The sequence below is a fragment of the Brevibacterium sp. LAARM2_SD2 genome (assembly GCF_057364785.1).
Map to the genome: position 1 here is coordinate 25,181 of NZ_JBNFOM010000017.1, position 24,478 is coordinate 49,658.

Annotated in this window: 23 protein-coding genes, 1 other RNA gene and 4 pseudogenes; 14 read left to right on the forward strand and 14 right to left on the reverse strand. The window is 69.2% G+C overall.

Annotated elements, in window-relative coordinates:
* Position 1: 1 nt before the first annotated feature.
* The gene (locus AC2W7K_RS11705; RefSeq protein WP_211978057.1) at positions 2-1,717 is read right to left on the reverse strand and encodes a TIGR04028 family ABC transporter substrate-binding protein; all 1,716 of its coding nucleotides are present in this window, start codon (positions 1,715-1,717) and stop codon (positions 2-4) included.
* 219 nt (positions 1,718-1,936) lie between these two features.
* Between AC2W7K_RS11705 and AC2W7K_RS11710 the strand changes: the two are divergent.
* From AC2W7K_RS11710 to AC2W7K_RS11725, 4 genes and pseudogenes are all read left to right on the forward strand, one after another.
* Positions 1,937-2,113 (forward strand): annotated as a pseudogene (locus AC2W7K_RS11710) (VOC family protein); the annotation flags it as partial.
* A 149-nt stretch (positions 2,114-2,262) separates the two neighbouring features.
* Positions 2,263-2,652 carry a VOC family protein gene (locus AC2W7K_RS11715; protein ID WP_486006212.1) on the forward strand — a complete coding sequence of 130 codons (390 nt, stop codon included), beginning with the start codon at positions 2,263-2,265 and terminating at the stop codon, positions 2,650-2,652.
* Complete coding sequence (locus AC2W7K_RS11720) at positions 2,640-3,302, forward strand: VOC family protein (protein WP_198500621.1); 663 nt, start codon at positions 2,640-2,642, stop codon at positions 3,300-3,302. The genes AC2W7K_RS11715 and AC2W7K_RS11720 overlap by 13 nt, the downstream gene beginning before the upstream one ends.
* Positions 3,303-3,434: 132 nt before the next feature.
* Positions 3,435-4,220, forward strand: a complete 786-nt coding sequence (locus tag AC2W7K_RS11725; RefSeq protein ID WP_232623842.1) for a DUF3152 domain-containing protein — start codon at positions 3,435-3,437, stop codon at positions 4,218-4,220.
* A 62-nt stretch (positions 4,221-4,282) separates the two neighbouring features.
* Here AC2W7K_RS11725 and AC2W7K_RS11730 read toward each other — a convergent pair whose 3' ends face one another.
* Complete coding sequence (locus AC2W7K_RS11730) at positions 4,283-4,942, reverse strand: MerR family transcriptional regulator (RefSeq protein WP_198500622.1); 660 nt, start codon at positions 4,940-4,942, stop codon at positions 4,283-4,285.
* Between the two features lie 183 nt (positions 4,943-5,125).
* Between AC2W7K_RS11730 and AC2W7K_RS11735 the strand changes: the two are divergent.
* The 3 genes and pseudogenes from AC2W7K_RS11735 to AC2W7K_RS11745 form a co-directional block, all read left to right on the forward strand.
* Positions 5,126-5,182 (forward strand): annotated as a pseudogene (locus AC2W7K_RS11735) (DUF4188 domain-containing protein); the annotation flags it as partial.
* 86 nt (positions 5,183-5,268) lie between these two features.
* Positions 5,269-5,535, forward strand: a complete 267-nt coding sequence (locus AC2W7K_RS11740) for a monooxygenase family protein (protein WP_486006213.1) — start codon at positions 5,269-5,271, stop codon at positions 5,533-5,535.
* A gap of 149 nt (positions 5,536-5,684) precedes the next feature.
* Positions 5,685-8,231, forward strand: coding sequence for an ATP-dependent Clp protease ATP-binding subunit (locus AC2W7K_RS11745; protein WP_198500624.1), 2,547 nt, complete (start codon positions 5,685-5,687; stop codon positions 8,229-8,231).
* 81 nt (positions 8,232-8,312) lie between these two features.
* Here the strand turns inward: AC2W7K_RS11745 and AC2W7K_RS11750 are convergent, their stop codons facing one another.
* Positions 8,313-9,137: a YidC/Oxa1 family membrane protein insertase gene (locus tag AC2W7K_RS11750; protein WP_486006214.1), complete on the reverse strand. Its 825-nt coding sequence runs from the start codon at positions 9,135-9,137 to the stop codon at positions 8,313-8,315.
* Positions 9,138-9,467: 330 nt separating this feature from the next.
* Positions 9,468-9,770, reverse strand: a complete 303-nt coding sequence (locus tag AC2W7K_RS11755; RefSeq protein WP_198500626.1) for a hypothetical protein — start codon at positions 9,768-9,770, stop codon at positions 9,468-9,470.
* Between the two features lie 208 nt (positions 9,771-9,978).
* Between AC2W7K_RS11755 and AC2W7K_RS11760 the strand changes: the two are divergent.
* Both AC2W7K_RS11760 and AC2W7K_RS11765 read left to right on the forward strand, forming a co-directional pair.
* Positions 9,979-10,556 (forward strand): annotated as a pseudogene (locus AC2W7K_RS11760) (ClpP family protease).
* A complete protein-coding gene (locus AC2W7K_RS11765; RefSeq protein ID WP_211978054.1) occupies positions 10,556-11,137 on the forward strand; it encodes a ClpP family protease in 582 nt (193 codons plus the stop codon). Before AC2W7K_RS11760 ends, AC2W7K_RS11765 begins: the two are co-directional and overlap by 1 nt.
* A 148-nt stretch (positions 11,138-11,285) precedes the next feature.
* Here the strand turns inward: AC2W7K_RS11765 and AC2W7K_RS11770 are convergent, their stop codons facing one another.
* From AC2W7K_RS11770 to AC2W7K_RS11780, 3 genes are all read right to left on the reverse strand, one after another.
* Positions 11,286-11,627, reverse strand: coding sequence for a helix-turn-helix domain-containing protein (locus AC2W7K_RS11770; RefSeq protein ID WP_211978053.1), 342 nt, complete (start codon positions 11,625-11,627; stop codon positions 11,286-11,288).
* A 252-nt stretch (positions 11,628-11,879) separates the two neighbouring features.
* Positions 11,880-12,920: a CNNM domain-containing protein gene (locus tag AC2W7K_RS11775; protein WP_211978052.1), complete on the reverse strand. Its 1,041-nt coding sequence runs from the start codon at positions 12,918-12,920 to the stop codon at positions 11,880-11,882.
* Positions 12,920-14,194: a hemolysin family protein gene (locus tag AC2W7K_RS11780; RefSeq protein WP_486006215.1), complete on the reverse strand. Its 1,275-nt coding sequence runs from the start codon at positions 14,192-14,194 to the stop codon at positions 12,920-12,922. Before AC2W7K_RS11780 ends, AC2W7K_RS11775 begins: the two co-directional genes overlap by 1 nt.
* Positions 14,195-14,520: 326 nt before the next feature.
* On the opposite strand from AC2W7K_RS11780, the gene AC2W7K_RS11785 reads away from it, so the two are divergent.
* Complete coding sequence (locus AC2W7K_RS11785; protein WP_211978051.1) at positions 14,521-15,549, forward strand: iron-siderophore ABC transporter substrate-binding protein; 1,029 nt, start codon at positions 14,521-14,523, stop codon at positions 15,547-15,549.
* Here the strand turns inward: AC2W7K_RS11785 and AC2W7K_RS11790 are convergent.
* Positions 15,479-16,552 carry a helix-turn-helix transcriptional regulator gene (locus AC2W7K_RS11790; RefSeq protein WP_211978050.1) on the reverse strand — a complete coding sequence of 358 codons (1,074 nt, stop codon included), beginning with the start codon at positions 16,550-16,552 and terminating at the stop codon, positions 15,479-15,481. The two genes, AC2W7K_RS11785 and AC2W7K_RS11790, sit on opposite strands and share 71 nt — an antisense overlap.
* A 107-nt stretch (positions 16,553-16,659) precedes the next feature.
* On the opposite strand from AC2W7K_RS11790, the pseudogene AC2W7K_RS11795 reads away from it, so the two are divergent.
* Positions 16,660-17,054: pseudogene (locus AC2W7K_RS11795) on the forward strand (RidA family protein).
* On the opposite strand, the gene AC2W7K_RS11800 reads toward AC2W7K_RS11795, so the two are convergent.
* The 6 genes from AC2W7K_RS11800 to AC2W7K_RS11825 all read right to left on the reverse strand — a co-directional run bounded on the left by AC2W7K_RS11800 (position 16,996) and on the right by AC2W7K_RS11825 (position 21,068).
* Complete coding sequence (locus AC2W7K_RS11800; RefSeq protein WP_211978049.1) at positions 16,996-17,526, reverse strand: GbsR/MarR family transcriptional regulator; 531 nt, start codon at positions 17,524-17,526, stop codon at positions 16,996-16,998. The pseudogene AC2W7K_RS11795 and the gene AC2W7K_RS11800 sit on opposite strands and share 59 nt — an antisense overlap.
* A complete protein-coding gene (locus AC2W7K_RS11805) occupies positions 17,526-19,007 on the reverse strand; it encodes a L,D-transpeptidase (protein ID WP_198500630.1) in 1,482 nt (493 codons plus the stop codon). The genes AC2W7K_RS11800 and AC2W7K_RS11805 overlap by 1 nt, the downstream gene beginning before the upstream one ends.
* A gap of 172 nt (positions 19,008-19,179) precedes the next feature.
* An RNA gene (gene ffs, locus AC2W7K_RS11810) (signal recognition particle sRNA small type) lies at positions 19,180-19,275 on the reverse strand.
* A gap of 55 nt (positions 19,276-19,330) precedes the next feature.
* The gene (locus tag AC2W7K_RS11815; RefSeq protein WP_486006216.1) at positions 19,331-19,954 is read right to left on the reverse strand and encodes a DUF6596 domain-containing protein; all 624 of its coding nucleotides are present in this window, start codon (positions 19,952-19,954) and stop codon (positions 19,331-19,333) included.
* The gene (locus AC2W7K_RS11820; protein ID WP_486006217.1) at positions 19,951-20,643 is read right to left on the reverse strand and encodes an RNA polymerase sigma factor; all 693 of its coding nucleotides are present in this window, start codon (positions 20,641-20,643) and stop codon (positions 19,951-19,953) included. The genes AC2W7K_RS11815 and AC2W7K_RS11820 overlap by 4 nt, the downstream gene beginning before the upstream one ends.
* Complete coding sequence (locus tag AC2W7K_RS11825) at positions 20,643-21,068, reverse strand: YciI family protein (protein WP_198500632.1); 426 nt, start codon at positions 21,066-21,068, stop codon at positions 20,643-20,645. The genes AC2W7K_RS11820 and AC2W7K_RS11825 overlap by 1 nt, the downstream gene beginning before the upstream one ends.
* 280 nt (positions 21,069-21,348) lie before the next feature.
* Here AC2W7K_RS11825 and AC2W7K_RS11830 point away from each other — a divergent pair, with 280 nt between their 5' ends.
* From AC2W7K_RS11830 to AC2W7K_RS11840, 3 genes are read left to right on the forward strand one after another with little or no spacing between them, the layout of a single operon-like run.
* Positions 21,349-22,419 (forward strand): efflux RND transporter periplasmic adaptor subunit, encoded by a 1,071-nt coding sequence (locus AC2W7K_RS11830; protein ID WP_198500633.1) that lies wholly within the window; start codon positions 21,349-21,351, stop codon positions 22,417-22,419.
* 44 nt (positions 22,420-22,463) lie between these two features.
* Positions 22,464-23,228, forward strand: a complete 765-nt coding sequence (locus tag AC2W7K_RS11835) for an ABC transporter ATP-binding protein (RefSeq protein ID WP_198500634.1) — start codon at positions 22,464-22,466, stop codon at positions 23,226-23,228.
* Positions 23,225-24,424, forward strand: a complete 1,200-nt coding sequence (locus AC2W7K_RS11840; RefSeq protein ID WP_198500635.1) for an ABC transporter permease — start codon at positions 23,225-23,227, stop codon at positions 24,422-24,424. The genes AC2W7K_RS11835 and AC2W7K_RS11840 overlap by 4 nt, the downstream gene beginning before the upstream one ends.
* Positions 24,425-24,478 lie beyond the last annotated feature (54 nt).

The window sequence follows — 24,478 nt, forward strand, 5'->3', positions numbered from 1 at the left end:
ATCAGCTCGCAATCCAGGTGCTGTAGAAGTCGGGGCGGCCCACGGGTTCGGTGGCGAAACCATGGACGCGGCGGCGGAAGGCGAAGACCTGCGGCTCCTCGAAGAACGGGAGGACGTAGGCCTGGTCGACGAGGTAGGACTGGACCGCCTCGGCGGCGGCCTGGCGACGCGCCGTCGCCGGTTCGGAGGCCAGGGCGTCGAGGAGACGGTCGATCTCCGGGTCGACGGTGTCGTCCGCGGCGTCGTCGCGGCCGGCGGCGTTGAGGAAGACGTCCCGGTTGACCGAGGCGTAGTTCGACCGCAGGTTGTCGTAGTCGGCCCGGGCGACCATCGAGTGGTAGATCTGGATCGAGTCGAGGTCGAGGGCGTCGAGCGTCTGCTTCGCCTGGTCGCCGGGGTTGATCGACAGGCGCACCCCGACGCGGCGCAGCTGCTGCTGGACGAGCGTCTGCACCTCGTTCGACCGCGGCTGCGGCAGTGCCGTGTTGACGGTGAGCGCGAGGACCTGTCCGTCCTTGACGCGGTACCCGCCGGCCCCGCGTTCGGCCCAGCCCGCCTCGTCGAGGAGGCGGTTCGCCGCGGCGGGGTCGTAGACCCAGGCCCCGGTCTGGTCCGTGTAGCCCATCGCGCCCTGCGCGAGCAGCCCCGTGGCGAGCGGGTAGTTCGGGGTGAAGAGCTTGTCGACGATCTCCTGGCGGTCGATCGCCGAGATGAGGGCCCGGCGGACGCGGATGTCGGCGAGCAGGGGGTGGCGGAAGCGGAAGTTGATGCTGTTGTTGATCCCGTTCGTCGCCTTCGCATAGAGGCGCAGCCCCTGCTCGGACACGCGCGGCTCGTCGGGGGCCTGGACGTCGCGGACGCCGTCGGCCTGGCCGGAGAGCACTGCGCCGATGCGCACCGAGTACTCGCTGTTGACGAGGTAGTCGATGCCGTCGAGGTACGGCCGTCCCTGATGCTTCAGGTGCGGCGGCGCCCAGTCGTAGTCCTCCCGGGCGCGGATCGAGAGCTTCGTCCCGATCGTCTCGGCGGTGATGCGGAAGGGACCGGCCGTGTGGATCTTCGTCGCGCTGCCGGGACCGAAGCCCTCGGCGTCGAGGTCGAGGGTGGAATCGGCGAGGAGTCCCGCGTTCATCGTCGATGTCGCCTGCGCGAAGCCGGGGGAGGGCGCGGTGAAGTGGAAGCGCACGCGACGGTCGTCGAGGACCTCGGCACGGTCGTAGTTCGAGATCTGCTCGGACACGGGCAGGGTGCGCGATTCGTCGCCGCGGCCGAAGAGGTCGAAGTTCTTCGCGACGTTCGCCGCCGTCAGCGGGGACCCGTCGGAGTACGTGACGCCCTGCCGCAGGGTGAACGTGAACTCGGTGGCGTCGGCGCTGATCTCCGGCAGCGCGGTCGCCAGCCACGGGAAGAGCTCGAGGGTCTCAGGGTCCTGCCAGAGCAGGCGCGCGGAGATGTTGTTCATGATCCCGCCGTTGGGGTAGAAGCCGACGGACGGCGGGTAGAGGAGCGTCCACGTCTGCGGCTCGAAGTACGTGAGCACCCCGCCGTTCACGGGCGGACCGTCGGTGAGCGGATCGGTGTCGGTCGGGGTGCAGGCGCTCAGTGCGGCGAGCGCCCCGAGGCCGAGACCGACGCCGAGCACACTGCGCCGGGTGGTTCCGCCGAGGCGGGCAGCAGGCACAGCGGTCGCGCGGTGCCGGGGACGGAGGTCCGTCATGGTGGTGAAGTCCTTCGAGCAGGCGGGGCGGTGTCAGTGGGGCTGCGGAGATCGCGGCGCCGGTGGAGCTTTTTAGCTCAACAATCGACGCGGTGAATCGATTCCGCGTCGGCGCACATCGGCATTCGCCGTGTCGCGTCCCAGGTGGTCGTCTGCATGCCCTGAAGTCAATCCCATCCGCGTCATGACTGTCAATTCGTGCCTTAATATTGAGACATGATGCTGCCTGCGACCTTCGATCATCTCGTCATCGCCGTCCCGGATCTCGCGCAATCTGTTGAGCAATGTGAGGCGATTCTCGGTGTTCGTCCGGTGTCCGGAGGGGCGCACCCCGGGCGCGGCACCGCGAACGCGCTGCTCGGGCTCGAGATCGCCGGGACCCGGACCGAGCGCGGCTACCTCGAGCTCCTCGGGCCCGACCCCGAGCAGAACCCCGATCCCGCCGCTGACCCGACGGCGCCGGACCCGACGGCCCCAGACCCGACGGCACCCGACCCGACGGCGCCCGCACTGCCCCGGCGCTCGCGGGGGTCACCGCACCGCTCGTGCAGCGGTGGGCGATCCATCCGCGGGGATTCGACCGGGCCGTCGCGGCTGCCGCGGAGGCGACGGATCCGCCCGTCGACCTCGGCGCGGTGTTCGATATGTCCCGCCGGACACCGGATGGTGAGACCCTGCGGTGGCGGCTGACGCGACGGACTCCGCTCGCGCTCGGCGGGATCCAGCCCTTCCTCATCGACTGGCTGGACACCCCGCACCCGGCGAGCCGCGCGATGCCGACCGTCGCCCTCGCCCAGTTCTGGGCGACGAGCCCCACGGTCGCGGACACCCGCGCCGTGCTCGCAGCTCTCGATGCGAGAATCGAGGTCGAAGCGGGGGAGACCGACGCTCTCCACGCCCGACTGGAAGGACCCGGTGGCACATGGCTGCTCTGATCCCCGCCCATCTCGACCACCTCGTCGTCACCGTCCCCGACCTGCCCGCGGCGGTCGCGGAGATCGAACGGGCCACCGGAGTGCCGGCCGTGCCCGGCGGCCGGCACCCCGGACTCGGGACGGCGAACTTCCTCATCGGGCTGGCACCGGCTGGCCGGCCGGACGGGGCGCACACGTATCTCGAGATCCTCGGACCCGATCCCGAGCAGGAGGCTCCGGCCGACGGCACGCTGCCGCTCGACGCGCATCTCGCGACCGCCCCGACCCTGCGCACGTGGGCGATCCACCCGCCGGCCATGGCGGCGACGGTCGCCGCCGTGCGCACCGCGGGCATCGACGTCGGCGAGGTCAGGGACATGTCGCGCGAGACCGCCGAGGGGAACCTCCTCGCGTGGCAGCTGACGAGCCGGTCCCCGCTCCCGCAGGAGGGGATCCAGCCGTTCCTCATCGACTGGGGTGACTCGGTCCATCCCGCCGAGGCGGCCCTGCCCTCCCTCGATCTCCTCGAGTTCATCGTCGAGGTGCCCTACGTCGCTGCGACGCGGAGCATGCTCGAGGTCCTCGGGGCCGGTGACACCGAGGTCGCCACCGGGCCCGAGCGCCGCCTGCGGGCGCGGCTGCGCGGTCCGGGCGGGGAGCTGACGTTCTGAGCGTACGGTGCCCGTCGCTTCGAGACTCGGCAGAGACCGCGATCCGGCAGAGACCGCGATCCGGCAGAGACCGAGATCCGGCAGGGACTGAGATCCGGCAGAGAGAGGGAACCCGCGGCTAGACTCGCAGGTGTGATTCCGCCCCTCATCCCCACCGGCCGCAGTCCGCGCGCTGCACGGATCGGTCGCGCCGCCTCGGCGTTGGTCGTCGCTGCCCTCCTCACCGCCGTCAGCGCGTGCGCGCCCGAGGAGGCCGAGGAGACCCGGCCGACACCGCAGGCGGTCGAGACGATCGCTGCCCCGTCGGTGACCGACCCGGCCGATCTCCCAGGACCGACGGCCACGGGACCCGGCGGTGATTCGGCCGGTGCGGTCGGCGTGACCGAAGGCGACATCGAGATGCAGGGCAGCGGGAAATGGGCGCGCCCGGCCGCTGAGGTCGGGCCCAACCGCGACGGCGGCAGGGCGTTCACGGTCGCCGTCCGGGTCGAGGACAATCTGCCCATCGACGTCGATGGCGCCTCCGACTTCATCATCGCGACCCTCCAGGACGAGCGCGGCTGGCAGGACATCGACGACGTGTCGATCGAACTCGTCGATTCGGGGCAGGACGCGATGATCAGTATCGCGAGCCCGAACACCGTCGATGAGATGTGCCTGCCGCTCAAGACGCTCGGGAAGCTCTCGTGCCGCAACGGCCCGAACGTCATCCTCAATGCCAAGCGCTGGGTGAGCGCGACTCCGGAGTTCGACGACATCACGCAGTACCGGCAGTACCTCATCAACCACGAGGTCGGGCATGCGCTCGGTCACGGCCACGAATCGTGCCCGGGTTCGGGGGAGACCGCCCCGCTCATGCAGCAGCAGACGAAGGGCCTGTCCGGCTGCACGCCCAACGGCTGGCCGTCCCAGGGGTAGTGGGTTCGGCCGCCTCGGGGATGACCGGCCGACTGCGATTGACGACAAGCTGAGAGTCGAGGTCAGCCCTCCCTGAACCGTCTGATCGCAACGTCCTGTTGGGCGAGGCGGCGCAGGGCGAGCAGTACCGGTTCGAGGAGCAGGGTGCCGAGCACCGCCTGCCGCACGGCGCTGTCGATCTCGGCGGTGGGCACGGTGTCGACCTCCGCCTCGGCGAGGTCGTGGACGGTGCGCCCGTAGCGAGCGAGGCCGCCGTCGATGAGGTCGATGCCCGCCGCATCGAGAGCCCGCAGCGCCGTGGCGAGCTGGTCGACTTCGACGCTGTCGGGGTCGATCGTCCACCCGAGTTCGGCGACGAGGCCGAGGGCCGCCTCGGTGCTGGTTCCCTCTGGCCCCTGACGGGACGAGCCTGTCTGACGGGGTGGGCCTGCTTGACGGGGGGCCTGCGCGGGCATCGTCGCGTGCTGTGCCGCGCCGAGCACCTCGGAGAACGTCTCCGGCGGATCGTCGATGACGCCGAGCACGCGTTTGGCCGCCTCGATGCTCAGTCGGGCCGGGCCGAGGAGGGCGCGGATGAGCTCGAGACGGTCGACGTGCGCCTCGGAGTAGACCGCCTGCGTCGCCGACGTCCGCTCGCCGGCCGGCAGCAGTCCCTCCCGCAGGTAGTACTTGATCGTCGCCACCGGCACGTCGCTGCGTCGCGACAGCTCAGAGATCCGCACAGAGTCCTCCTTCTTGCGTCTGATCCTTCTTCCGGCTGATTCCACCCTCCGTCCCCTTGACATTGGACAGTATAACTATCCAATATTGGAGAGTGCAGGTATCCATTATGTCAGGAGCTCACGATGACGACGACTCGACTCACCCATGATTACGACGGCGAACTCGTCGTCTTCCACATCGGCATGCGCATCCGTCAGTGGTGGCGCCCCGACCTCTGGCTGCCCGTCTTCCAGGCGATGCCGCCGATGCTCCGCGAGCTCTCGCAGGACCCCGACTCCGGACTCCTCGGCTTCCGGCTGATCGCCGACCCGCGCGTCCGTGGACGGTGCAGTACTGGAGTTCGCTCGAGAAGCTCTATGCCTACGCCTCCGATCCGCAGGCGTCCCACCGACCCGCATGGTCGGCCTTCAATCGGCGCGCGCGGAATGCGCCGCGTGCCGTCGGCGTGTGGCATGAGACCTACCCGGTGGCCGGTGCGGAGTCGATCTACGTGGGCATGCCCCCGATCGGACTCGCCGAGGTGGTCGGATCCCGCCCGGTCACCGGTCGCAGCCATCGCGCGGCCGACCGCCAGGCCCGTCTGGATCGGTGAAATCACTGGTCAGAGCCTTGGTTCCGATGGGTAAGCGAGACCTCCATCACGCCGGGGAGGGACGGGGAATATCACCGGGAGGATTCTCGTTGATTGAGTCAAACAGACGTATATGAGTCACCCTGGCTCAACTTCCAAAGGAGACCGTTTTGGCTAACTTCTTCGGACCTTCCAGTGGTGGCGAAGGCTCTTTCGACGAGTTCCTCGCCCGCTATCTGCAGGGTCAGAACACACCACGGCAGGGCCGTTCCGTCGACATCAACCGGTTGCTGTCCAAGCGCACGCGTGAAGTCGTCGATGGCGCTGCCGAGTACTCGCGGCGGCGCGGACAGGAAGAGGTCGACGCCCTCCACCTGCTGCGCGTGATGGTCGATTCCGAGCACGGCTCGGCGTCCCTGCGCCAGGTCGGCGCGGACCCCGAGGCGATCGCCCGGGCCATCGACGAGCGCCTGCCCGAATCCGCCGAGGCACGCGAGACCGAGGGCGCGCCGACACTGACCGGCGCTGCCCAGAAGTCGCTGCTCGACGCCTACCAGGTCGCCCGCGCGTTCGGCTCGACCTACATCGACCCCGAACACCTCTTCTTCGCCTTCGTCCTCAACCAGGAGATGCCCGCCGGGCGGATCCTCGCGCAGGCCGGGGTCACGCAGGCGACCCTGCAGGCCGGTGCCCAAGCGGCCGAAGCCAAGCAGACGCAGGGCGGGACGACCGAGTCCGGTGAGGGGGAGTCGATGCTCGAGAAGTTCGGCACCGACCTCACGGCGCTCGCCGCTGAAGGCCGGCTCGACCCGGTCATCGGTCGTGCCACGGAGATCGAGGAGACCATCGAGATCCTCGCCCGCCGCACGAAGAACAACCCCGTTCTCATCGGTGAGGCCGGCGTCGGCAAGACGGCGATCGCCGAAGGACTGGCGCAGGCCATCGAATCCGGCGACATCCCCGCTCAGCTCCTCGGCAAGCGGGTCATCGCCCTCGACCTGCCCGGCATGCTCGCCGGCACCCGCTACCGCGGTGACTTCGAAGAGCGTCTGACGAAGACGCTCGACGAGATCGCCGAGGACGGAGACACGATCGTCTTCGTCGACGAGCTCCACACCCTCGTGGGAGCAGGCGGCAGCGGCGAATCGAATTCGATGGACGCCGGCAACATCCTCAAGCCGCGCCTGGCCCGTGGGGATCTCCACCTCCTCGGCGCGACGACGCTGCGTGAGTTCCGCACGATCGAGAAGGATTCGGCGCTCGCTCGCCGCTTCCAGCCGGTCATGGTCGGCGAACCGACCATCGAGGACGCGGTGACGATCCTCGCCGGACTCGCCGATCGGTACGCCGAGCACCACGGTGTCACCTACGACGCCGAGGCGATCCGCGCCGCCGTCGAACTCTCGCACCGCTACATCACCGACCGGTACCTGCCGGACAAGGCCATCGACCTCATCGACCAGGCCGGCGCCCGGCTCTCGCTCAAGCGGGGTCCGGTCGTCGACACGGCAGCGATGCGCTCCGAGCTCGGCGAGCTCGAGGCGGAGAAGAACTCGGCGATAGCGGCCGAGAACTTCGAGCGGGCCGGCGAGATCCGCGATGAGATCTCCCACCTCACCGATCGGCTCGAGGAGATCCTCAACTCGAGGACCACCTCGGCGAATGACGGGGAGGACGGCGTCGTCGACGCCGAGCAGATCGCTCAGGTCGTCTCCCGGGCCACCGGGATCCCGGCCTCGTCGATGACGCAGGAGACGAAGATCCGGCTCGCAGGACTCGAGGACATGCTCCACGGTCGCGTGGTCGGTCAGGACGACGCCGTGTCCGCGGTGTCGAAGGCCATCCGCCGGTCGCAGACCGGGATGGGCGATCCCGCCCGGCCCATCGGCAGCTTCCTCTTCCTCGGCCCCACGGGCGTGGGCAAGACGGAGCTGGCGAAGGCGCTCGCGTCGACGCTGTTCGACGACGAGTCGGCGATGATCCGGTTCGACATGAGCGAGTTCGGGGAGCGGCACACCGTGTCCCGTCTCGTCGGCGCCCCTCCCGGGTACGTCGGCTACGACGAGGCCGGTCAGCTCACGGAGCAGGTCAGGCGCCGTCCGTACTCGGTGATCCTCCTCGACGAGGTCGAGAAGGCGCACCCGGACGCGTTCAACCTGCTCCTCCAGGTCCTCGACGACGGTCGGCTCACCGATGGTCAGGGACGCACGGTCGACTTCCGCAACACCGTCATCATCATGACGTCCAACCTGGGCTCCGAGTTCATCGGGGCATCGACGCCGCTGGGCTTCACCTCGGCCGATGCCACGGTGACCGAGCGGGACCTCAAGGCGAAGGTGATGGGTCGGCTCAAGGAGGTCATGCGGCCGGAGTTCCTCAACCGGATCGACGACACCGTGATGTTCACCCGCCTCGACCGGGTGCAGCTGCGGGAGATCGTCGGGCTCCAGCTCGAGCAGTCGATCGATCGGCTCTCGCGCCAGGGCATCGCCCTCGAGGTGTCTCAGGACGCCATGGACTGGCTCGCCGAGGCCGGTTACGAGCCCGAGTTCGGTGCGCGGCCGCTGCGCCGCGTCATCCAGCGCGAGCTCGATGACCGGATCGCCGACATCCTCGTCACCGAGGCTGTCGCCGAAGGCGGAACCGTCGACGTCACCGTCGTCGACGGACAGCTCACGGTGGCTCCTCGCACCGAGGCGGCTCCGCTGGCGGCCTGACCGGTCGCCGGCGCGAGGCGCCACCCTCTTCGACGCGGTGATCCGACATTTACGCCCTTTGCAAAGGGCGTAAATGTCGGATCACCGCGTTGTTGTGTCTGCAGGGCGTTGAAGGCGCTGCCTAGGCCCGTGGGCGCCCGTGTGATCGACGCCGAGGGCGCGGTTGATCGTGATCCGCTCGACGAGTGTCCACGCGGTCGTCGTCATGAGGTAGAGGGTCGCGGCGAGCGGCACGAACGCGGCGAAGACGGCGGTGAGGAACGGCATGAAACTGAGCATCCGCGTCATCCCCGACAGGTCGACCCCGCCGGGCAGCTGGGTCGCGGAGTCGGCCGCCGAGGTGGTCGGCTGCGGCATGAGCAGGTGGCGGGAGAGCGCGGCGACGACGGCGATCGCGACGATGAGCCCGGCATAGAGCAGTCCCGCGACCCAGGTGAGGTCGCCTGCGCCGATGAGACCGACGAGGCTCGAGCTCAGCGGAATCCCGAAGAGCGTGTGCCCGAGCAGCTCGTTGGCCTGACCGCCGATCGTCGGCTGGACGAAGAGGCCGTAGACGGCCATGAGCACGGGAATCTGCAGGAGCACCGGCAGGCAGCCGGCGAACGGGGAGGCGTTCTCCTCCCGATAGAGCTCCATGAGCTTCTCCTGCATGACCTGCTGGTTCCCCTTGTGCCGCTTCTGCAGCTCGGCGATCTTCGGGGCCAGGCGCTTCCGTGTGATGCCGGCCCTGACCTGCGAGAGGCCGACGGGGATGAGGAGGGTGCGCACGGCGAGGGTGAGCACGATGACGGCGATCGCCGCACTGCTCTCACCGGCGAGCGGTTGGAGGAGGTCGCTGAGCGCGGTGACGAGCCAGTACGCGCCGGAGACGAGGAGTTTGATGGGTGGGAATTCGTAGATGTTCACAGACGGTGTCCTTCGTTCGTCCGGGTGAGCACGGAACCGGGCTCACGCGGCGTGCACGCGCACTGCGACAGTGCTCGGGCACAGGGGTGGGGTCGTCACCTGAACGAGGAATAAGCTGCTGGACTCCCGCGCCGAGGCGGGGCAACGGGGCCGTGCCAACAGGACAGCACCGAGGCGGGGCAACGGGGCCGTGCCAACGGGGCAGCACCGAGGCGGGACAACGGGGCCATGCCAACGGGGCAGCGCCGAGGTGGGGCAACGGGGACATGCCAACAGCGCAGCGCCGAGGCAGGGGGCAGTCCCGTCAGAGCATCGCAGAGGAGTCGTCGTTCAGGCGTGGGCTGAGACGACGAAGGACGGCGCTCTGGCCATCACGGTGCCCGGGGTGCCGGGTGCGGCCGGCATGCGGAAGTCGCGGACCGCCGAGGGCTCACGGCGCATCCACGGACCGTGCGGGGCCAGGGAGAGCACGCGCACGAGCGCACTCGCCGCCCACACCCCGACGGGAGTGAGGAACGCGGCACCGAGGAGGACGAGGACGAGAAGATGCGCCGGCGACTGCGGAAGCACCGCATCGACATCGGCGCTGAGCACGACGACGATGAGCTGGATCGCCATCCACAGACTCAGCATCGCACCCGCCTTCCCCCAACAGTTCCTGCGCTGTCGACGATAGCACGCGCGTCTGCCCACGGCAGGCACGATCCGCTCCCGGCAGAATCCGCACCGGCGACCGCCTCGGCGCTGTCATCGTGGGGACATGTTCACACTCACCGCTCCACCGGTCTGGGACGAGAACGACGACGTCCCCACCGTGACCCCCGTCCCCGAATCCCAGCGCATGCTCTTCGCCCACCGCTCGGTCGTCTTCAACGGCGAGCTGCGCGACGACAACGGCATGGAGATCGCCTCCCGCCTCATCCTCCTCTCGGCCGAGGACCCGGCCGCCGACATCTTCCTCTGGATCAACTCCCCGGGCGGGTCGGTGCCATGATGCACGCGATCGCCGATGTCATCGCCGCCCTGCCGAACGATGTCGTGACGATCGCGTTCGGGTGGGCCGCCTCGGCGGGGCAGTTCGTCCTCACGATGGGCACGCCCGGCAAGCGCCTGGCGCTCCCGCACGCGAAGATCCTCCTCCACCAGGGGTCGGCGGGGATCGGGGGCGCGGCCGCCGACATCGAACTCCAGGGCGGGGACCTGCGCGACGTCCGCGACTCCGTCCTCACCCGCATCAGCGAGGCGACCGGGCAGACCTTCGACCAGGTGTTCCACGATTCCCTGCGCGACAAATGGTTCTCCGCCGAGGCGGCCGTCGAGTACGGCTTCATCGACCGGGTCGTGTCCGCCTCCTCCGAGCTCTTCGCGCCGCTGGGACCGGGGCGCACGCACGGACTCGCGACGGACGGAGCCCGGTGATGAGCCAGTACACGATCCCCCACGTCGTCGACCGGTCGGGGAACTCCGAGAAGATCGTCGACGTCTACTCGCACCTGCTCGGCAATCGGATCATCTACCTCGGCGTGCCGATCGACGACGGCGTCGCCAACACCGTCATCGCTCAACTCCTTCACCTCGAAGCGTCCAGCCAGGAGGTGCCGATCCACCTCTACATCAACTCACCGGGCGGTTCGCTCACCGCGATGACCGCGGTCTATGACGCGATGTCGCACGTGTCCGCGCCGGTCGCGACGACGTGTGTCGGACAGGCGGTCGCCGACGCCGCGGTGCTGCTCGCCGGGGGAGAGGCGGGGCAGCGGTCGATGCTCGCCCACGCCCGGGTCGTCCTGCGGCAGCCGCACGCGGACGGGGCGCGGGGGACGATCCCGGACCTCATCGTCGCCGCCGACGAGATCGTCCGGCAGCGCCGAGAGGTCGAGGCGATGCTCGCCGCCGACACGGGGCGGACTCCCGAGCAGATCCACGCCGATCTCGACCGTGACCTCGTCCTCGACGCGACCGCGGCGAAGGCGTTCGGGATCGTCGACCAGATCGTGTGAGGCGGGTGCGCCGCGCTGGAGGTGGGTTGGGGTGCCGGGCGCGAGGTGGGACGCCGGGCTGGCGGCTTGCCGAGCTGTGGGATTGACGTCCTGTGGGTTCGGTATGGCGGAGGTTCGCCGGGCTGTGCGTTCGCCGTGCTGCAGGGGCTCAGGCCGCGAGTGAGAGCTGAGCCTGGCCGGTGCTCCGCGCGGGTGCGGGAGCCTGGGCGAGGCGGGCGAGCTGGAGCGAGCCGGCCTGGAGATCGGCGGCGGCGAGCACGAGGACCTGAGGGAGGGAGAGGCCGAGGACGGCGGCGATCGCCTCGATGACCTCCGAAGAGGGATCCTTGAGGCCGCGTTCGATCTCGGAGAGGTACTGCGTGGAGACCCCCGACAGCTTCGAGACGGCGGCGAGGGTGAGCGCGAGCTCCGTACGCCGCACCCGCAGCACGCGGCCGAGGGTCTCTCGCCAGAGCCGGGGCGGGGTCACGGGGGCGCGTTGGTCGTCCATGCTGTGAGCCTAGGCCGACCGACGTCGGCTCGCGAGGCTTTCCGCTGTGAGCAGACGACCGCGGCAGCAGCGCGGGAGGTCGCGCCAGCCTCGCGCGAGGTCGATTCGGCATCGCGTGGGGCTAACGCGGCACCGCGGGAGGCGCCTCGAGGTGGATTCCGCTCGACTCTCGCGTCGATCTCGAGCGGAATCCACCTCGGGAGCACTCTCAGCTCACGTCACCGAGCCCGACTCACGTTACCGAGTCCCGACTCATTTCGTCGGGGCGTCGGCGACGGTCGAGTCCGCGCCCGCGGAGAGCAGGTAGCGGAGCACGTCGGTGGCGGTGACGACACCGAGCGTCCCGTCGGCGCGCTCGACGAGAGCGAGCTGTGAGCCCTCCTCCTTCATCACGGCGAACGCCTGAATGACGGTCATCGTGCCCGGCAGCACGGTGACCGGTCGCAGCGCCTCGGTGACGGGGTCGGCGTCGTCGAGCATGAGGACGTCGCGCACGTGGACCATGTGGGTCGGGGGTCCGTTCTCCTCCGACCGCACGAGGATGCGGCGGTGCCGCTTCTCGTGTGAGGCGCTGCGCACGTCCCCGGCGGTGGCTCCGGGGCCGACGACCGTCGGCGCCCCGTGCCCGGCGACGAGGTCGTCGAGCGTGAGCTTCGACAGCGCCAGGGCGCTGAGCAGGGAGTCCGAATCGTCCTTCTCGAGCGTCCCGGCCTGCGCCGAATGCTGGAGCAGCTGCCGCAGATCGTCGGGGTTGTGCGACTGGTCGACCTCGTCGACGGGTTCGACGCCGACGCGCTTGAGGCACCAGTTCGCCGCGTTGTTGAGCGCGATGAGCAGCGGCCGGGTGACGAACATGAACGCCCGCATCGGCAGGGCGAGCATGATCGCCGACCGCTCCGGGTGGGCCACGGCCCACGACTTCGGCGCCATCTCACCGACGACGAGGTGGAGGAACGTGACGATGACGAGCGCGAGGACGAACCCGATGACGTCGGCGAGCCACAGGGGCAGGCCGGCCGCCTCGGCGATCGGGGTGATCCAGTAGTGGACGGCGGGCTTCGTGATCGCACCGAGGGCCAGGGTGCAGGCCGTGATGCCGAGCTGGGAGCCGGCGAGCAGCACCGAGAGCTCGGTCGAGCTGCGCAGGGCCGCCCGGGCCGAACGGCTCGTCGGGGCGGCGTCCTCGAGCCGGTGGCGCTTGGCCGCGATGAGGGCGAACTCGACGGCGACGAAGAACGCGCTGAGTCCGATGATGAGGATGGTCAGGGCCGCGACGACCCACGGGTTGCTCATCATGAGGCCTCCTCGATGGTCACGGTCAGGCGGGAGGGCACGTGCGAATCGACCTCCACGACTTCGGCGGCGAGCACCTCGGCGACGGGCGGCTCGGCACCGGCGAGATCACCGGGATCGATCGGCAGGGGGATCTCGAAGCGGTCTCCGACCTCCGGGAAGCCCTTGGCGTGCTCGACGACGAGACCGGACAGGGTCTGCGCACTCGTCTCCGGCAGCTCGCGCTGCAGGGCCCGCTCCACCTCGTCGAGCGGGATGACGCCGGGGGCCGACCAGCGGCCGGGCACGATCTCGACGATCTCCTCGACGACGGCGTCGTGCTCGTCGACGATGTCGCCGACGATCTCCTCGCCGAGGTCCTCCATCGTGATGACGCCGGCGAAGCCGCCGAACTCGTCGACGACGCACGCCATCTGGGCGTGGTTGTCGGTGAGCACCCGGACGGCGTCGGGCAGCGGCAGCGACTCGGGCACGAACACGGGGTCCTTCATCAGCGACGCGAGATCCGCGTCGTCCGGGTCGGCGGCGATGACGTCGAGGAGGTCGATCGTGCCGATGACCTCGTCCTCGTCGGAGAGCACCGGATAGCGGGAGTGCCCGGTCTGCATGAGCGCACGGATCTCGCGCAGCGGGGTGCCCTCGTCGATGACGTCGACACGGGAGCGGGGCACGACCGCATGGTCGACGGTCTGCTGCGGGAAGTCGAGGATGCGGTCGAGGACGAGGGAGTCCTCGTCGACGAGGTCGCCGCTCTCCCGCGACTCCGCGACGATGTGCTTGAGGTCGCGCCGGTTGACGGCGTGATCGACGTCGTGGACGGGTTCGATCCCGAGCACCTTGAGCAGGGCGTTCGAGGAGGCGTCGAAGATCTTGATGAGCCACCCGAAGATCGCCAGATAGATCGAGGTCGAGCGGGCCAGCCACAGCGCCAGGGCTTCGGGGCGGGCGATCGCGAGGTTCTTCGGGAAGAGCTCGCCGAAGAGCATCTGGATGATCGTCGAGACGACGAGCGCGAGCACGGTGCCGATGAGGACGCCGGTGCCGGTCGGGATCGGGGTGCCGCCGAGGGCTTCGCCGACGGCGGTGCCGATGAGCGGCTCGGCGACGTAGCCGACGAGCAGACCCGTCACGGTGATGCCGAGCTGTGCGCCCGAGAGCATGAAGGAGGTGCGGCGAGTGATGCCCAGCGCGCGATCAGCGGCGCGATCGCCTCCAGCGGATCTGGCCGCGAGGCGGGAGCGGTCGACGGCCATGTAGGCGAACTCCTGGGCCACGAAGTAGCCGTGGCCACCGTGATGAGGAGAACGACGATGAGGCCGATGAGCAGAGAGAGCAGCCAGGTCATCGTCGGCCACCTGCCTCTGCAGGATGAAGTTGTCGAGTGTGGTGCGAAGTGATGTCCCAGCCGGGACTTCGATAGTCGTCCATGTTCCTTCCGAAAGAGACTGTGGCAACGGCTGAGCACGATTATCCGGGTGTCAGCTGGCAAAAAGCTGAGTCGATGACGGCCGGGGTTTCAATTCTCTTGAAAACTTAAGTTAGGCTGTCCTTGTCAAGCACACGGACCGCGTCGCGGTCCACCACTGTCGAAAGGGCAGGGATGTCGATTCCATTCGCGCGCCGGGCACTCGCCGCGGGCACCATCGTCGCACTCGCGTTCACCGCGAGCGCATGCAGCACAGACTCCTCGGCGTCGGAGGCCACCGCGTCCTCGGACTTCACCCCGGTGACGATCGAACACGCACTCGGCCAAGCCGTCATCGAGGAGGAGCCGCAGCGCGTCGTCACGCTCGGACAGGGGTCGACGGAGACCGCGATCGCCCTCGGCAAGACGCCGGTCGGCATGGAGGAGTACGCGTGGGGCAGCGATGACACCGGCTACATGCCGTGGATCTACGAGGCCGTCCAGGAGCGCGGCGACGAACTGCCCGAGCAGTTCCAGGGCGCGACCGAACTCGACGTCGAGAAGATCGCCTCGCTCGAACCCGACGTCATCCTCGCCCCATGGTCGGGCATCACCGCCGACCAGTACGAGCAGCTCGACGCGATCGCCCCGACGGTCGCCTACCCGGAGCAGCCGTGGACGATCGAATGGGACGACCAGATCACGACGATCGGCAAGGCGCTCGGGCAGGAAGAGGAGTCGCAGCAGCTCGTCGAGGACGTGCAGAGCCAGCTCGACAGCGCCAAGCGCGATGAGTACAAGGACCTCACCTTCTCCTTCATCTACAACGACGGCCCGGGCACCCTCGGCGTCTTCTACCCGCAGGAGCAGCGCGTGGCCATGGTCTCGGCGCTCGGTCTCACCCCCGATCCCATCGCCGAGGAGCTGCGCGCCGACTACGATGCGCCGGGCACCGATTCCGCGCTCATCGGTCTGGAGAATGCCGACAAGCTCAACAACTCCGACCTCATCTTCACGTTCTACTCGGATCCTGCGAGCCGCAAGGAGATCGAGGGGCAGAGCGTGTACGCGAACATTCCCGCGATCAAGGCCGGTGCCGTCGTCGCCCCTGAGGACCAGTCGTTCGTCACCGCGTCCTCGATCATCAACCCGCTCACCGTGCCCTGGGCGCTCGAGCGCTACGTCCCGATGATCGACGCCGCCGTTGAGAAGGTGCAGAAGTAAGATAGCGCGCCGCCATCGCTCGGGCCCGATCGCCGAGGTGGTCCCGGATGTCGTCCGGGGCGATGACCTCGGCATCGGGCCCGAGCTGCCACAGCGCCCAGATCGCGTGCTCGGCATCCTGGAAGGTCACGGTGAGGTCGAGTTCACCGCCTGCGACCGTGCTCTGCCCGGGAGGCCGCTGCTCGACCGGCCGCGCCCGACCGAGGTCGATCGCCGTCGCGCGCAGGGCCGCGGCGCCGGCGCCTGACGTCCGCACCGTCACCTCGACGGTGTCACCGGCCGTGCGGAAGCGCTCGCTGCGCTCGCGCCACAGCGCCGGCAGGTCGACGGTCTCGGGGCGGTCGGCCACCTCGGCGAGGAGTTCAGCGGCCTGGATCCGCGACAGCCGGTACGTCCGATCCTCCCCGCCGGCCAGGGCGAGGAGATACCCCCGACCCCGCGCGGAGACGAGTCCGACCGGATCGACGATGCGCCACCTCGGTGAGCGCTCGGGTGAGCCTCCCGCGGACCGATAGAGGAGCCGGAGCCTGCGGCCGCGGAGCACACCGAGGCGAACGGACTCGAGCACCTCGGCCGGCACCGTCTCCGATGCGCGGGGCCTGGCGAGGAGGTCGATGTCGGGGTCGATGAGGATCCGCTCGCTCACCGTCGTCGCCTGGGAGCGGTGACTCTCCGGCAGCGCGTCGACGAGTTTGCGCATCCCCGAGCCGAGAGCCGGAGCTAGCCCGAACAGCTCCTCGCCGCGGGGGAGACCGGCGGTGAGCAGCGCGAGCGCCTCATCGTGGCGCAGGCCGGTGAGCTCGGTGCGGAAGCCGGGCAGAAGGGAGAAGCCGCCGTGCCGACCCCGCTCGGCATAGACGGGCACGCCTGCGGCCGAGAGCGCGTCGATGTCGCGCAGCACCGTGCGCGTCGAGACCTCGAGTTCGCGGGCGAGCGTCTGCGCCGACAGTCGGCCCCGCTGCCGCAGCAGGAGGACGAGGGAGACGAGCCGGTCCGCACGCATGTCGTCACTCTATGCGAATACCTGACAGGAGATGTCGTGATTGTCGGACAGCCTTGAGGGACGGGGCGTCGACCACGGCGTCCTCACACCCACCTTCAGGAGGAACGATGGACCGCACGGCAGTCAATCCCGTCACCTGGTCGACGAGCTCGGCTTCAATCAGGGCGAGCTTGTCACCGGGCCCGCCCGCACCCTCTTCATCTCCGGTCAGACGGCCATGGACGCCGAGGGCCGACCCCAGCATGAGGGCGACATCGCCGCACAGCTGCGCCTCAGCCTCGACAATGTCGAAGCCGTCCTCGCCGCAGCGGGCATGGGGTTGAGCGATCTTGTGCAGCTCAACGTCCACACGACCGACATCGACGGGCTCTTCCCGCACTACGGGGAGCTCGCCGGGCGCCTCGCCGCGGCAGGCGTCGCCCCCACGACGACGATGCTCGAGGTCAGTCGGCTTGCGGTGCCCGGCCAGCTCGTCGAGCTCGAGGGGATCGCGCTTGCGTGAGCGCGGCTTTGTGCGTCTCCCACGCCGCAGCGAGGTCGACGTCGTCGATGAGCCACGACATGTAGTCGTGCATGTTCGTCACCCGGGCATGGGCGTCCGTGCCCGGGGCGACGCGCTCGAGCGCCGAGGCGGCAAGGCTGCGCTGGGCGCGCAGGTAGGCATACTCGCGCTCGAGGAAGCCCGCCCACACATCCTCGTCCATGATGAACCGGTCCGCCCGGGTCCCCGGACGGCGCACCCGGCGGACGAAGCCGGAGTCGACGAGGCGGCGGGTCGCCGTCGACACGGTGCCCGCACTGATGCCGAGGGCCTCGGTCAGCTCGGCCGCGGTCACCCCGCCGGAGGAGTCGAGGAGCAGGTAGCCGGCGATCCGGCCCTCGAGGACCGAGGCCCCCGACATCGCCCACATCGTGCCGAAACGGGTGCTGAACTCGATCCGGAAAGCGCGGCCTGCGGTACTGTCGTCGGACATCAGCTCAGCGCGCTCAGCTTCTTCCATTCGTCCCAGGAGTACACCCAGTCCGAGATGTCGCTGTCCTCGGTCGACAGGTCGACCGAGGAGTCCTTGATGATGACCGGATCCCCGTAGATCGCGGAGTCGTAGTACTCCTTCGCCCGCTGCGTCGTTAAGTTGATGCACCCGTGGGAGACGTTCTGCGACCCCTGGACGCCGGCCGACCACGGGGCGGCATGGACGAACTCGCCGTTGTTGTGGATCCGCACGGCCCACTGCACCGGGGTCGTGTAGCCCCACCGCGCCGAGGTCATCGTGTAGTTCGCGTGCTTCGACATGACGACATGCGTGCCGTTGTACGACGGCGCCTTCGCCGAGCCGAGCGACGTCGGGAAGTCCATGACCTCCTTGCCGTCGCGGGTGACCGTCATGCGATGGGTCTTCGCGCTCGCCTCGGTGACCTGCTCACGGCCGATCTCGAAATCCAGGGTGAGATCATTGGCGCCGATGCGGCCATCGGCCATCGGCACGTTCTTCACCGGCGCATCGACGGAGACCTTCGAGTACGCGGGCCAGTACTCCTTCGGGCGGAAGTGGAGACGCGACTCCGGATCGTTCGGCAGCCATGCCCACGACCCTTCGACCTCGCGCTTCTTCCCGTCCTCGTCGGTGACGTCGACGGAGAGCCGATGCTCGACATCGTCCCGGTACTCCTTCGCGACCGTCGACCCGAAGGTGAGGACGATGGGCGCTGCGACCCCGACGGTCTGGTCGTCGGAGAGCACGGTGCGCATCGTCATCGGCTCACCGTCGGCCGCAGCGACCGTGGCCGTGGCCTCGAAGTCGTGGTCCTTGCCATCGGGCGTCGTCGCCGTCGCGCTCACCTCGTACGTGCTGTCGGCGACGAGATCGAAGTCCGAGGTCCACCCCGCTGCGCTGTCCGGTGCCGTCACGGTGTCGGCGTCATTCGGCGCCGAGGCGGTCGACGGGCTCTCCGACGACTCCGGCGCCGAGGTGGCCGACGGGGACGGCGCGTCCGTGTCCTCCGGTGAGGTGAGTCCCCCGGCGGTCGGGTCGCCTTCGCTCTCGAGTTCCGTGCCGGCGGCGTCGACGAAGGTGCCGGGATCGACGGCGATCCTCGGGTGGTCGGGATCGACGAGGCTGACGTCCTTGAGCACCGCGCCGTCGACGCTGAGGACGAGGCGCTTGCCGGAGTCGACGTCGATGTCGGCACCGGTCTGCACGGTCTCGCCGACGGAACTGCCGGTCGCGGTCGGGGAGGCGCTCGCCTCGGAACCGTCCGCCTCGGCGGAGTCATCCGCTTCGGAGGCAGCGCTGTCGGCGACGGTGCCGATGCGGAACTCGGGTGCGGGGGAGACCTCGGCGGACGTCGAGTCCTCACGGGTGTCAGAGGGGTCGGAGCTCGACGGGGTGCAGGCGGCGAGGAGGGCCAGAGCGGAGACGGCGGCGATCGCCCCGGAGATCTTCGTGCGTGACAAAACAGGGAACCTCGTTCGGAAGACAGAGAAGGGGAGCGGAATCAATGCTATTGATGCGAAATCACGAAAGTATTGAGAATGCGTGACAAAGCCCGCGTGGAATTCCGCTTAACGCCTCTCACCTGGGGAATCGGTGCGTCAGGGAGTTGTGGAATCGTGATGTGGAGGGGAATCGAAGGACTCCCCGTGCACCCGCCAGAGCTCGCTTACCCTTGCTGCCTTCCGGCCCTGGGGGAGTTCACAAGATGACGCCGCACGGGGAGCCACCGACCAGTCTAGGCGAGGTCGCGGGCTGCGGACAAAATGAGCGCGTGCGAGGTCGATCACTGCAGCCGGCGCGCCTTCGCCAGCAGCACCTCCCGCTCCCGGTCGTTCGTCGCCAGCGCGGCCGCCCGCTCGAACTCGGCCACCGCCTCGGCGCTCCGTCCGGCCCGGGCGAGGAGCTCACCGCGCACGCTCGGCACATGATGGAACCTCGGCAGCGCCGCGGTCACGCCCCGGTCGGCGATGTACTCGAGCCCCGCCTCGGGGCCGTGGGCCTCAGCGAGGGCGATCGCCCGGTTGAGCGTCGTGATCGCCGACGGAGCGGCCAGTTCGAGGTCGCCGTAGAGGGCGGCGATGCGCTCCCAGTCCGTGTCCGCGAGCGTCCGCGCTCGCGCATGGACGGCGGCGATCTCCGCCTGCAGCGTGTACGTTCCGCGGGTCTCGCGCAGGGTCAGCGCCGTCGTCAGCGAGGCCTCGCCGAGGCGGATGAGCGACCGATCCCAGCGCGTGCGGTCCTGGTCGGCCAGAAGGACGGGTTCGCGGTCGGGGCCGAGCCGGGCGGGGAAGCGCGCGGCCGTCAGCGCCATGAGGGCGACGAGTCCGTGGACCTCGGCCTCCCGCGGCAGGAGACCCGCGGTGATGCGGGTCAGTCGCAGGGCATCGAGCGACAGCTCCGGCTTCATCCAGTCCGGACCCGAGGTCGCCACGTGGCCTCGGAGAACATGAGATAGAGGACGGCGAGCACCCCGGTGATCCGGCCCGGCCAGGCGTTCGCCGGCGGCAGCTCGAAGGGGACCTCGGCGGCGGCCAGCGCCTTCTTCGCGCGGACGATGCGCTGCTGGATCGTCGGAACGGGAAGGAGGAACGCCCGGGCGATCTCCTCGCTCGTCAGCCCGCCGACGACCCGGAGGGTGAGCGCGAGCTGCGCCTCCCGGGAGAGCACGGGATGGCACGAGATGAAGATGAGGCGCAGCACGTCGTCGTCGATGGCATCGGGATCCCACGGCAGGGCGGTCGCCGTCGTCTCCTGCTCGTCCTCGAGATCCTCTCCGAGGGCGGCGATCCGCTCGGCGAAGCGCTCCTGCCGCCGCCACGTGTCGATCGCCCGGCGTTTGGCCACGGTCATCAGCCAGCCGGCGGGGTTCGCGGGGATCCCCGCCTCCGGCCACGCACTCAGCGCCTCGGCCACGGCCTCCTGCGCGAGATCCTCGGCGAACCCGAAATCGCCGACATGGCGGGTCAGGGACGCGATGATCTTCGCCGCCTCGATCCGCCACGTCGCCGCGACCACCCGAGCCGCCGCCTCGGCGGTGCTCCGGTGGTCGCGGTCGGTACCGCCGGCAGTCGGCGCCGCGGTCTCCGGTGGGGACATCAGTTCCCGGCGAGCCGGCCCTCGGCGATCCACTCCTGTTCCTTCTGCACCCATTCGTTGTCCTGAGGGAAGTCATCGGGCCCGGTGACGCGGCGGACCTCGATCTGGGAGCCGGCGCTCAACGGTGCGCGCTTGGCCCATTCGACGGCCTCCTCCTGCGAGGAGACCTCGACCATCCAGAATCCGTTGAAGAGCTCACGCAGCTCCCCGTAGGGCCCGTCGGTGACGACGGGATCGTCCTCGCTGAAGTCGACGACCGCGCCCTCCGAGGCGTCGGTGAGCCCGGCGCCGTCGGCGAGGACACCGGCCTCGATCATCGATTCGTTGTACCGTCCCATGGCGGCGATGACCTCGTTGAAATCGGCCTGTTCGAAGGCGTCGACGGCGGCCTGGTCGACGGCCCGCATGATGAGCATGTACTTCATGATGACTCCTAGCAGTCAGATGAACCTCGGAGAGTCCCGGTCGAGACCTCTCATGCACTACGTCGAACAAGCCTAGAGCGGATCGACAGGGTGGCGAGGAAAACTTCGAGAAACTTTTCCGGCGAGGTGTCTCCTCTGCGCGTGTGGGCGACGTCACCGGCCGAGACCACAGTGTTATCACCTCGTGACCCCGCCGCAACTGCAGATGGTGTGACCTCTGCGTAGGGTGGAGTGTCCCTCCCGTCGATCCCCGTCCCCGATCCCCGCCGTCTAAGGAACCATGCAGATCTTCCGCCGCGTCATCCTGCCCAGCGCCTTCCTCTTCGTCCTCGTCGTCATCGCCGCGATCCTCGCCTGGATCGCCTTCAAACCGGCGCCCGAGGACGGCTTCGACGCCGCCTCGGCGACGGGTGAGCCGGTCGGCTCCTCGGTCTTCGCCGAACGCGGATCGATCGCCAACACCCTCGAGCTCAAGGGCTCCATCGCCGTCGACAAGCCGACCGCGGTCAAGGCCGGACGTGAGGGCACCGTCAACCACTTCTTCGTCAAACCCGGCGACGAGGTGCTCAAGGGCGCCCAGCTGTTCCAGGTGAGAAGCGAAGGTCAGCCCGCCGAGGCGGCCGCCGGTGACGCTGCCGACGGCGCAGGCGACGGGCAGGAGGCTCCCGCGGCCCCGGCGCCCAAGCCGAGCTATCACACGGTCGTCGCTCCCGACGACGGCACCGTCGGCGACTTCGCGGTCGAGAAGAACGACACCGTGACCGCCGACACCGAGGTCACGCAGCTGCTCAAGGACTCCTTCACCGCCCAGGCCGACATCCCCGCCGTCGACCTCTACCGGGTGCCGAAGCTCCCGGAGACCGCATCGATCGCCATCACCGACGGGCCCGAACCCTTCGACTGCACGGCCCTGCGCCTCGACCAGGGGTCCTCGGTCAAGAGCGCCCCGAAGCCCGAGGACGCCGGTGCCGAGGACGGCACCATGCCCGAGGACGGCGGGGCAGGAGCCGCCGGTTCCGGAGACGGGCCGAAGCTCATCTGCGGCATCCCGGACAAGCAGACGGTCTACAACGGACTCGCCCTGACGATGACCGTCGAGGCGGGCAGTGCCGACGACGTCCTCGTCGTCCCCGTCACCGCGGTGCGCGGAGTCACCGACTCCGGCACGGTCTGGGTCGTCGGCGAGGACGGCAGCCAGGAGGAGCGTCCGGTCGAGCTCGGTCTCAACGACGGCGCGATGGTCGAGGTCAAGTCCGGTCTCGAGGAGGGTGAGGAGATCGAGGAGTTCGTTCCCGGCGCCGAACCCGAGGACGAGGACGACATGTCCGGCGGCGAAGAGTTCGACTTCTGATGGGGGCGACGCCAGACATCCCCGCCCCGCCCGGAACCGCACCAATGACAGAGGAGTCCACGGCCGCCTCGGCGCCCCTGCTCTCGCTGCGCCACGTCGCGCGCACCGTGCCCATCGGTGAGGGCACGCTGCTGACGATCCTCTCCGACATCAACCTCGACGTCCGGCCGGGTGAGCACATCGGCATCGTCGGGCGTTCGGGCACCGGCAAATCGACGCTGCTCAACATCCTCGGCCTCCTCGACCTGCCGACGGCAGGGGAGATGGACTTCAACGGGGAGCCGGTGCAGTCGATTCCCCGCAATCGCGCGGCGAAGATGAGAGGCCGGGACATCGGCTTCGTCTTCCAGCAGTTCAACCTTCTGCCCGGCCGCACCGCCGTCGAGAACGTCGAGGCGCCGCTCATGTACGGCACCGGCAGCGAATTCCGGAACCGGCGGAGGATCGCTTCCGAGATGCTCGAGCGGCTCGGTCTCGGCGACCGGATCGATGCGAAGCCGAACCGGCTCTCCGGCGGCGAGCAGCAGCGGGTTGCGATCGCCCGCGCCCTCGTGCGCCGGCCCAAGCTCGTCCTCGCCGATGAGCCGACCGGCGCCCTCGACGTCGAGACCGGCAGGACCGTCATGGGCCTCCTCGACGGCATCACCCGCGAGTCGGGTGCCGCGCTCATCACGATCACCCACGACCTCAGCATCGCGAACATGGCCTCCCGCCGCTACGCCCTCCACCGGGGCGAACTCCAGGCGATCCGCAACGACGCGACGGCGCAGGCGCTCTCCGGCGCGCCGGCGGCAGGAGGTGCCCGATGATCTCAGCATTCCTCGCCTCGATCGTCGAGGCCTGGCAGGAGCTGCGCGTCCACAAGGTCCGGGTCCTCATGTCGCTCATCGGCGTCGGGGTCGCCGTCTGCGGCCTCACCCTCGTCGTCGGCTTCGGCAACATGATGCAGAAGGGACTCGTCGACGACTTCGAGCGCTCTGGCGGTCGTGATTCGACGTACATGTTCTCGGTGATCAGCCCCAGCGGCGAGACGAGTTCGGCAGACGCGGAGAAGATCTCCGACGCGATCGAAAAGACCCAGAGCCGGTTCGACATCGACTACGTGTCGGCGACCGGGCAGTCGGACCTGCGGCTGCAGAGCCCGACGGGCAGCATCGACGCGACGCTGACCATCGTCGATGCCGACTACGAGGTCATGCACAGGGTGCGGGTCGAGCACGGACGATGGTTCACCGCAGCCGACGCCGAGAACATGGCCCCGGCGATCGTCGCCGATCAGGTGTTCCTCGACCAGTACGGCCTCGACGCCGGTGCGCTTCCTGCGACCGTCGACCTGCCCGGGCATCAGGCGGGAGTGGCCACCGTCATCGGGTCGGTCGCCAGCCCGAGCTATGCGGAGATGGGCACCTTCTACGCGCTGAGCGCGCAGGCGGAGAAGTTCGGACCGACGGTCTCCCGTCCCACCGAGTTCGAGATGTGGCTGCCCCCGGACGTCGCGCAGCAGCTGAGCAAGCAGGTCACCTCCGACCTCAAGCGGCAGCTCCCCGGGTACACCATCGACAGCTATCGCAGCGATTTCGCCGAGGATGCCGCCGGCGCGCTCGGCCCCGTGCAGAACGTCCTGCTCGCCATCAGCATCCTCATCCTCTTCATGGGCATGCTCGGGCTCATCAACATCTCGATGGTGACGATCCAGCAGCGGATCAGGGAGATCGGCATCCGCCGCTCCTTCGGCGCGACGAGCCGGCGGATCTTCTTCTCCGTGATGATGGAGAGCGTCGTCGCGACGACCGTGGCCGGCGCGATCGGCGTGCTCATCGCCGTCCTCGTGCTCAAGGCCCCGATCGTCGGGCAGGTGCTCTTCGACGGCATGGTCACCCCGCAGGTGCCGTTCTCCGCAGTCGTCGTCGGCATGCTCGTGTCGATCGGGATCGGGGCGCTCGCCGGACTCGTCCCCGCGCTCGTGGCGATGCGGGTGCGCATCATCGACGCCATCAGGGCGTAGCGCGCGGCGGGAGCCAACCGCCGGGCGACGGGAGCCATACGCCCGGTGACTGCT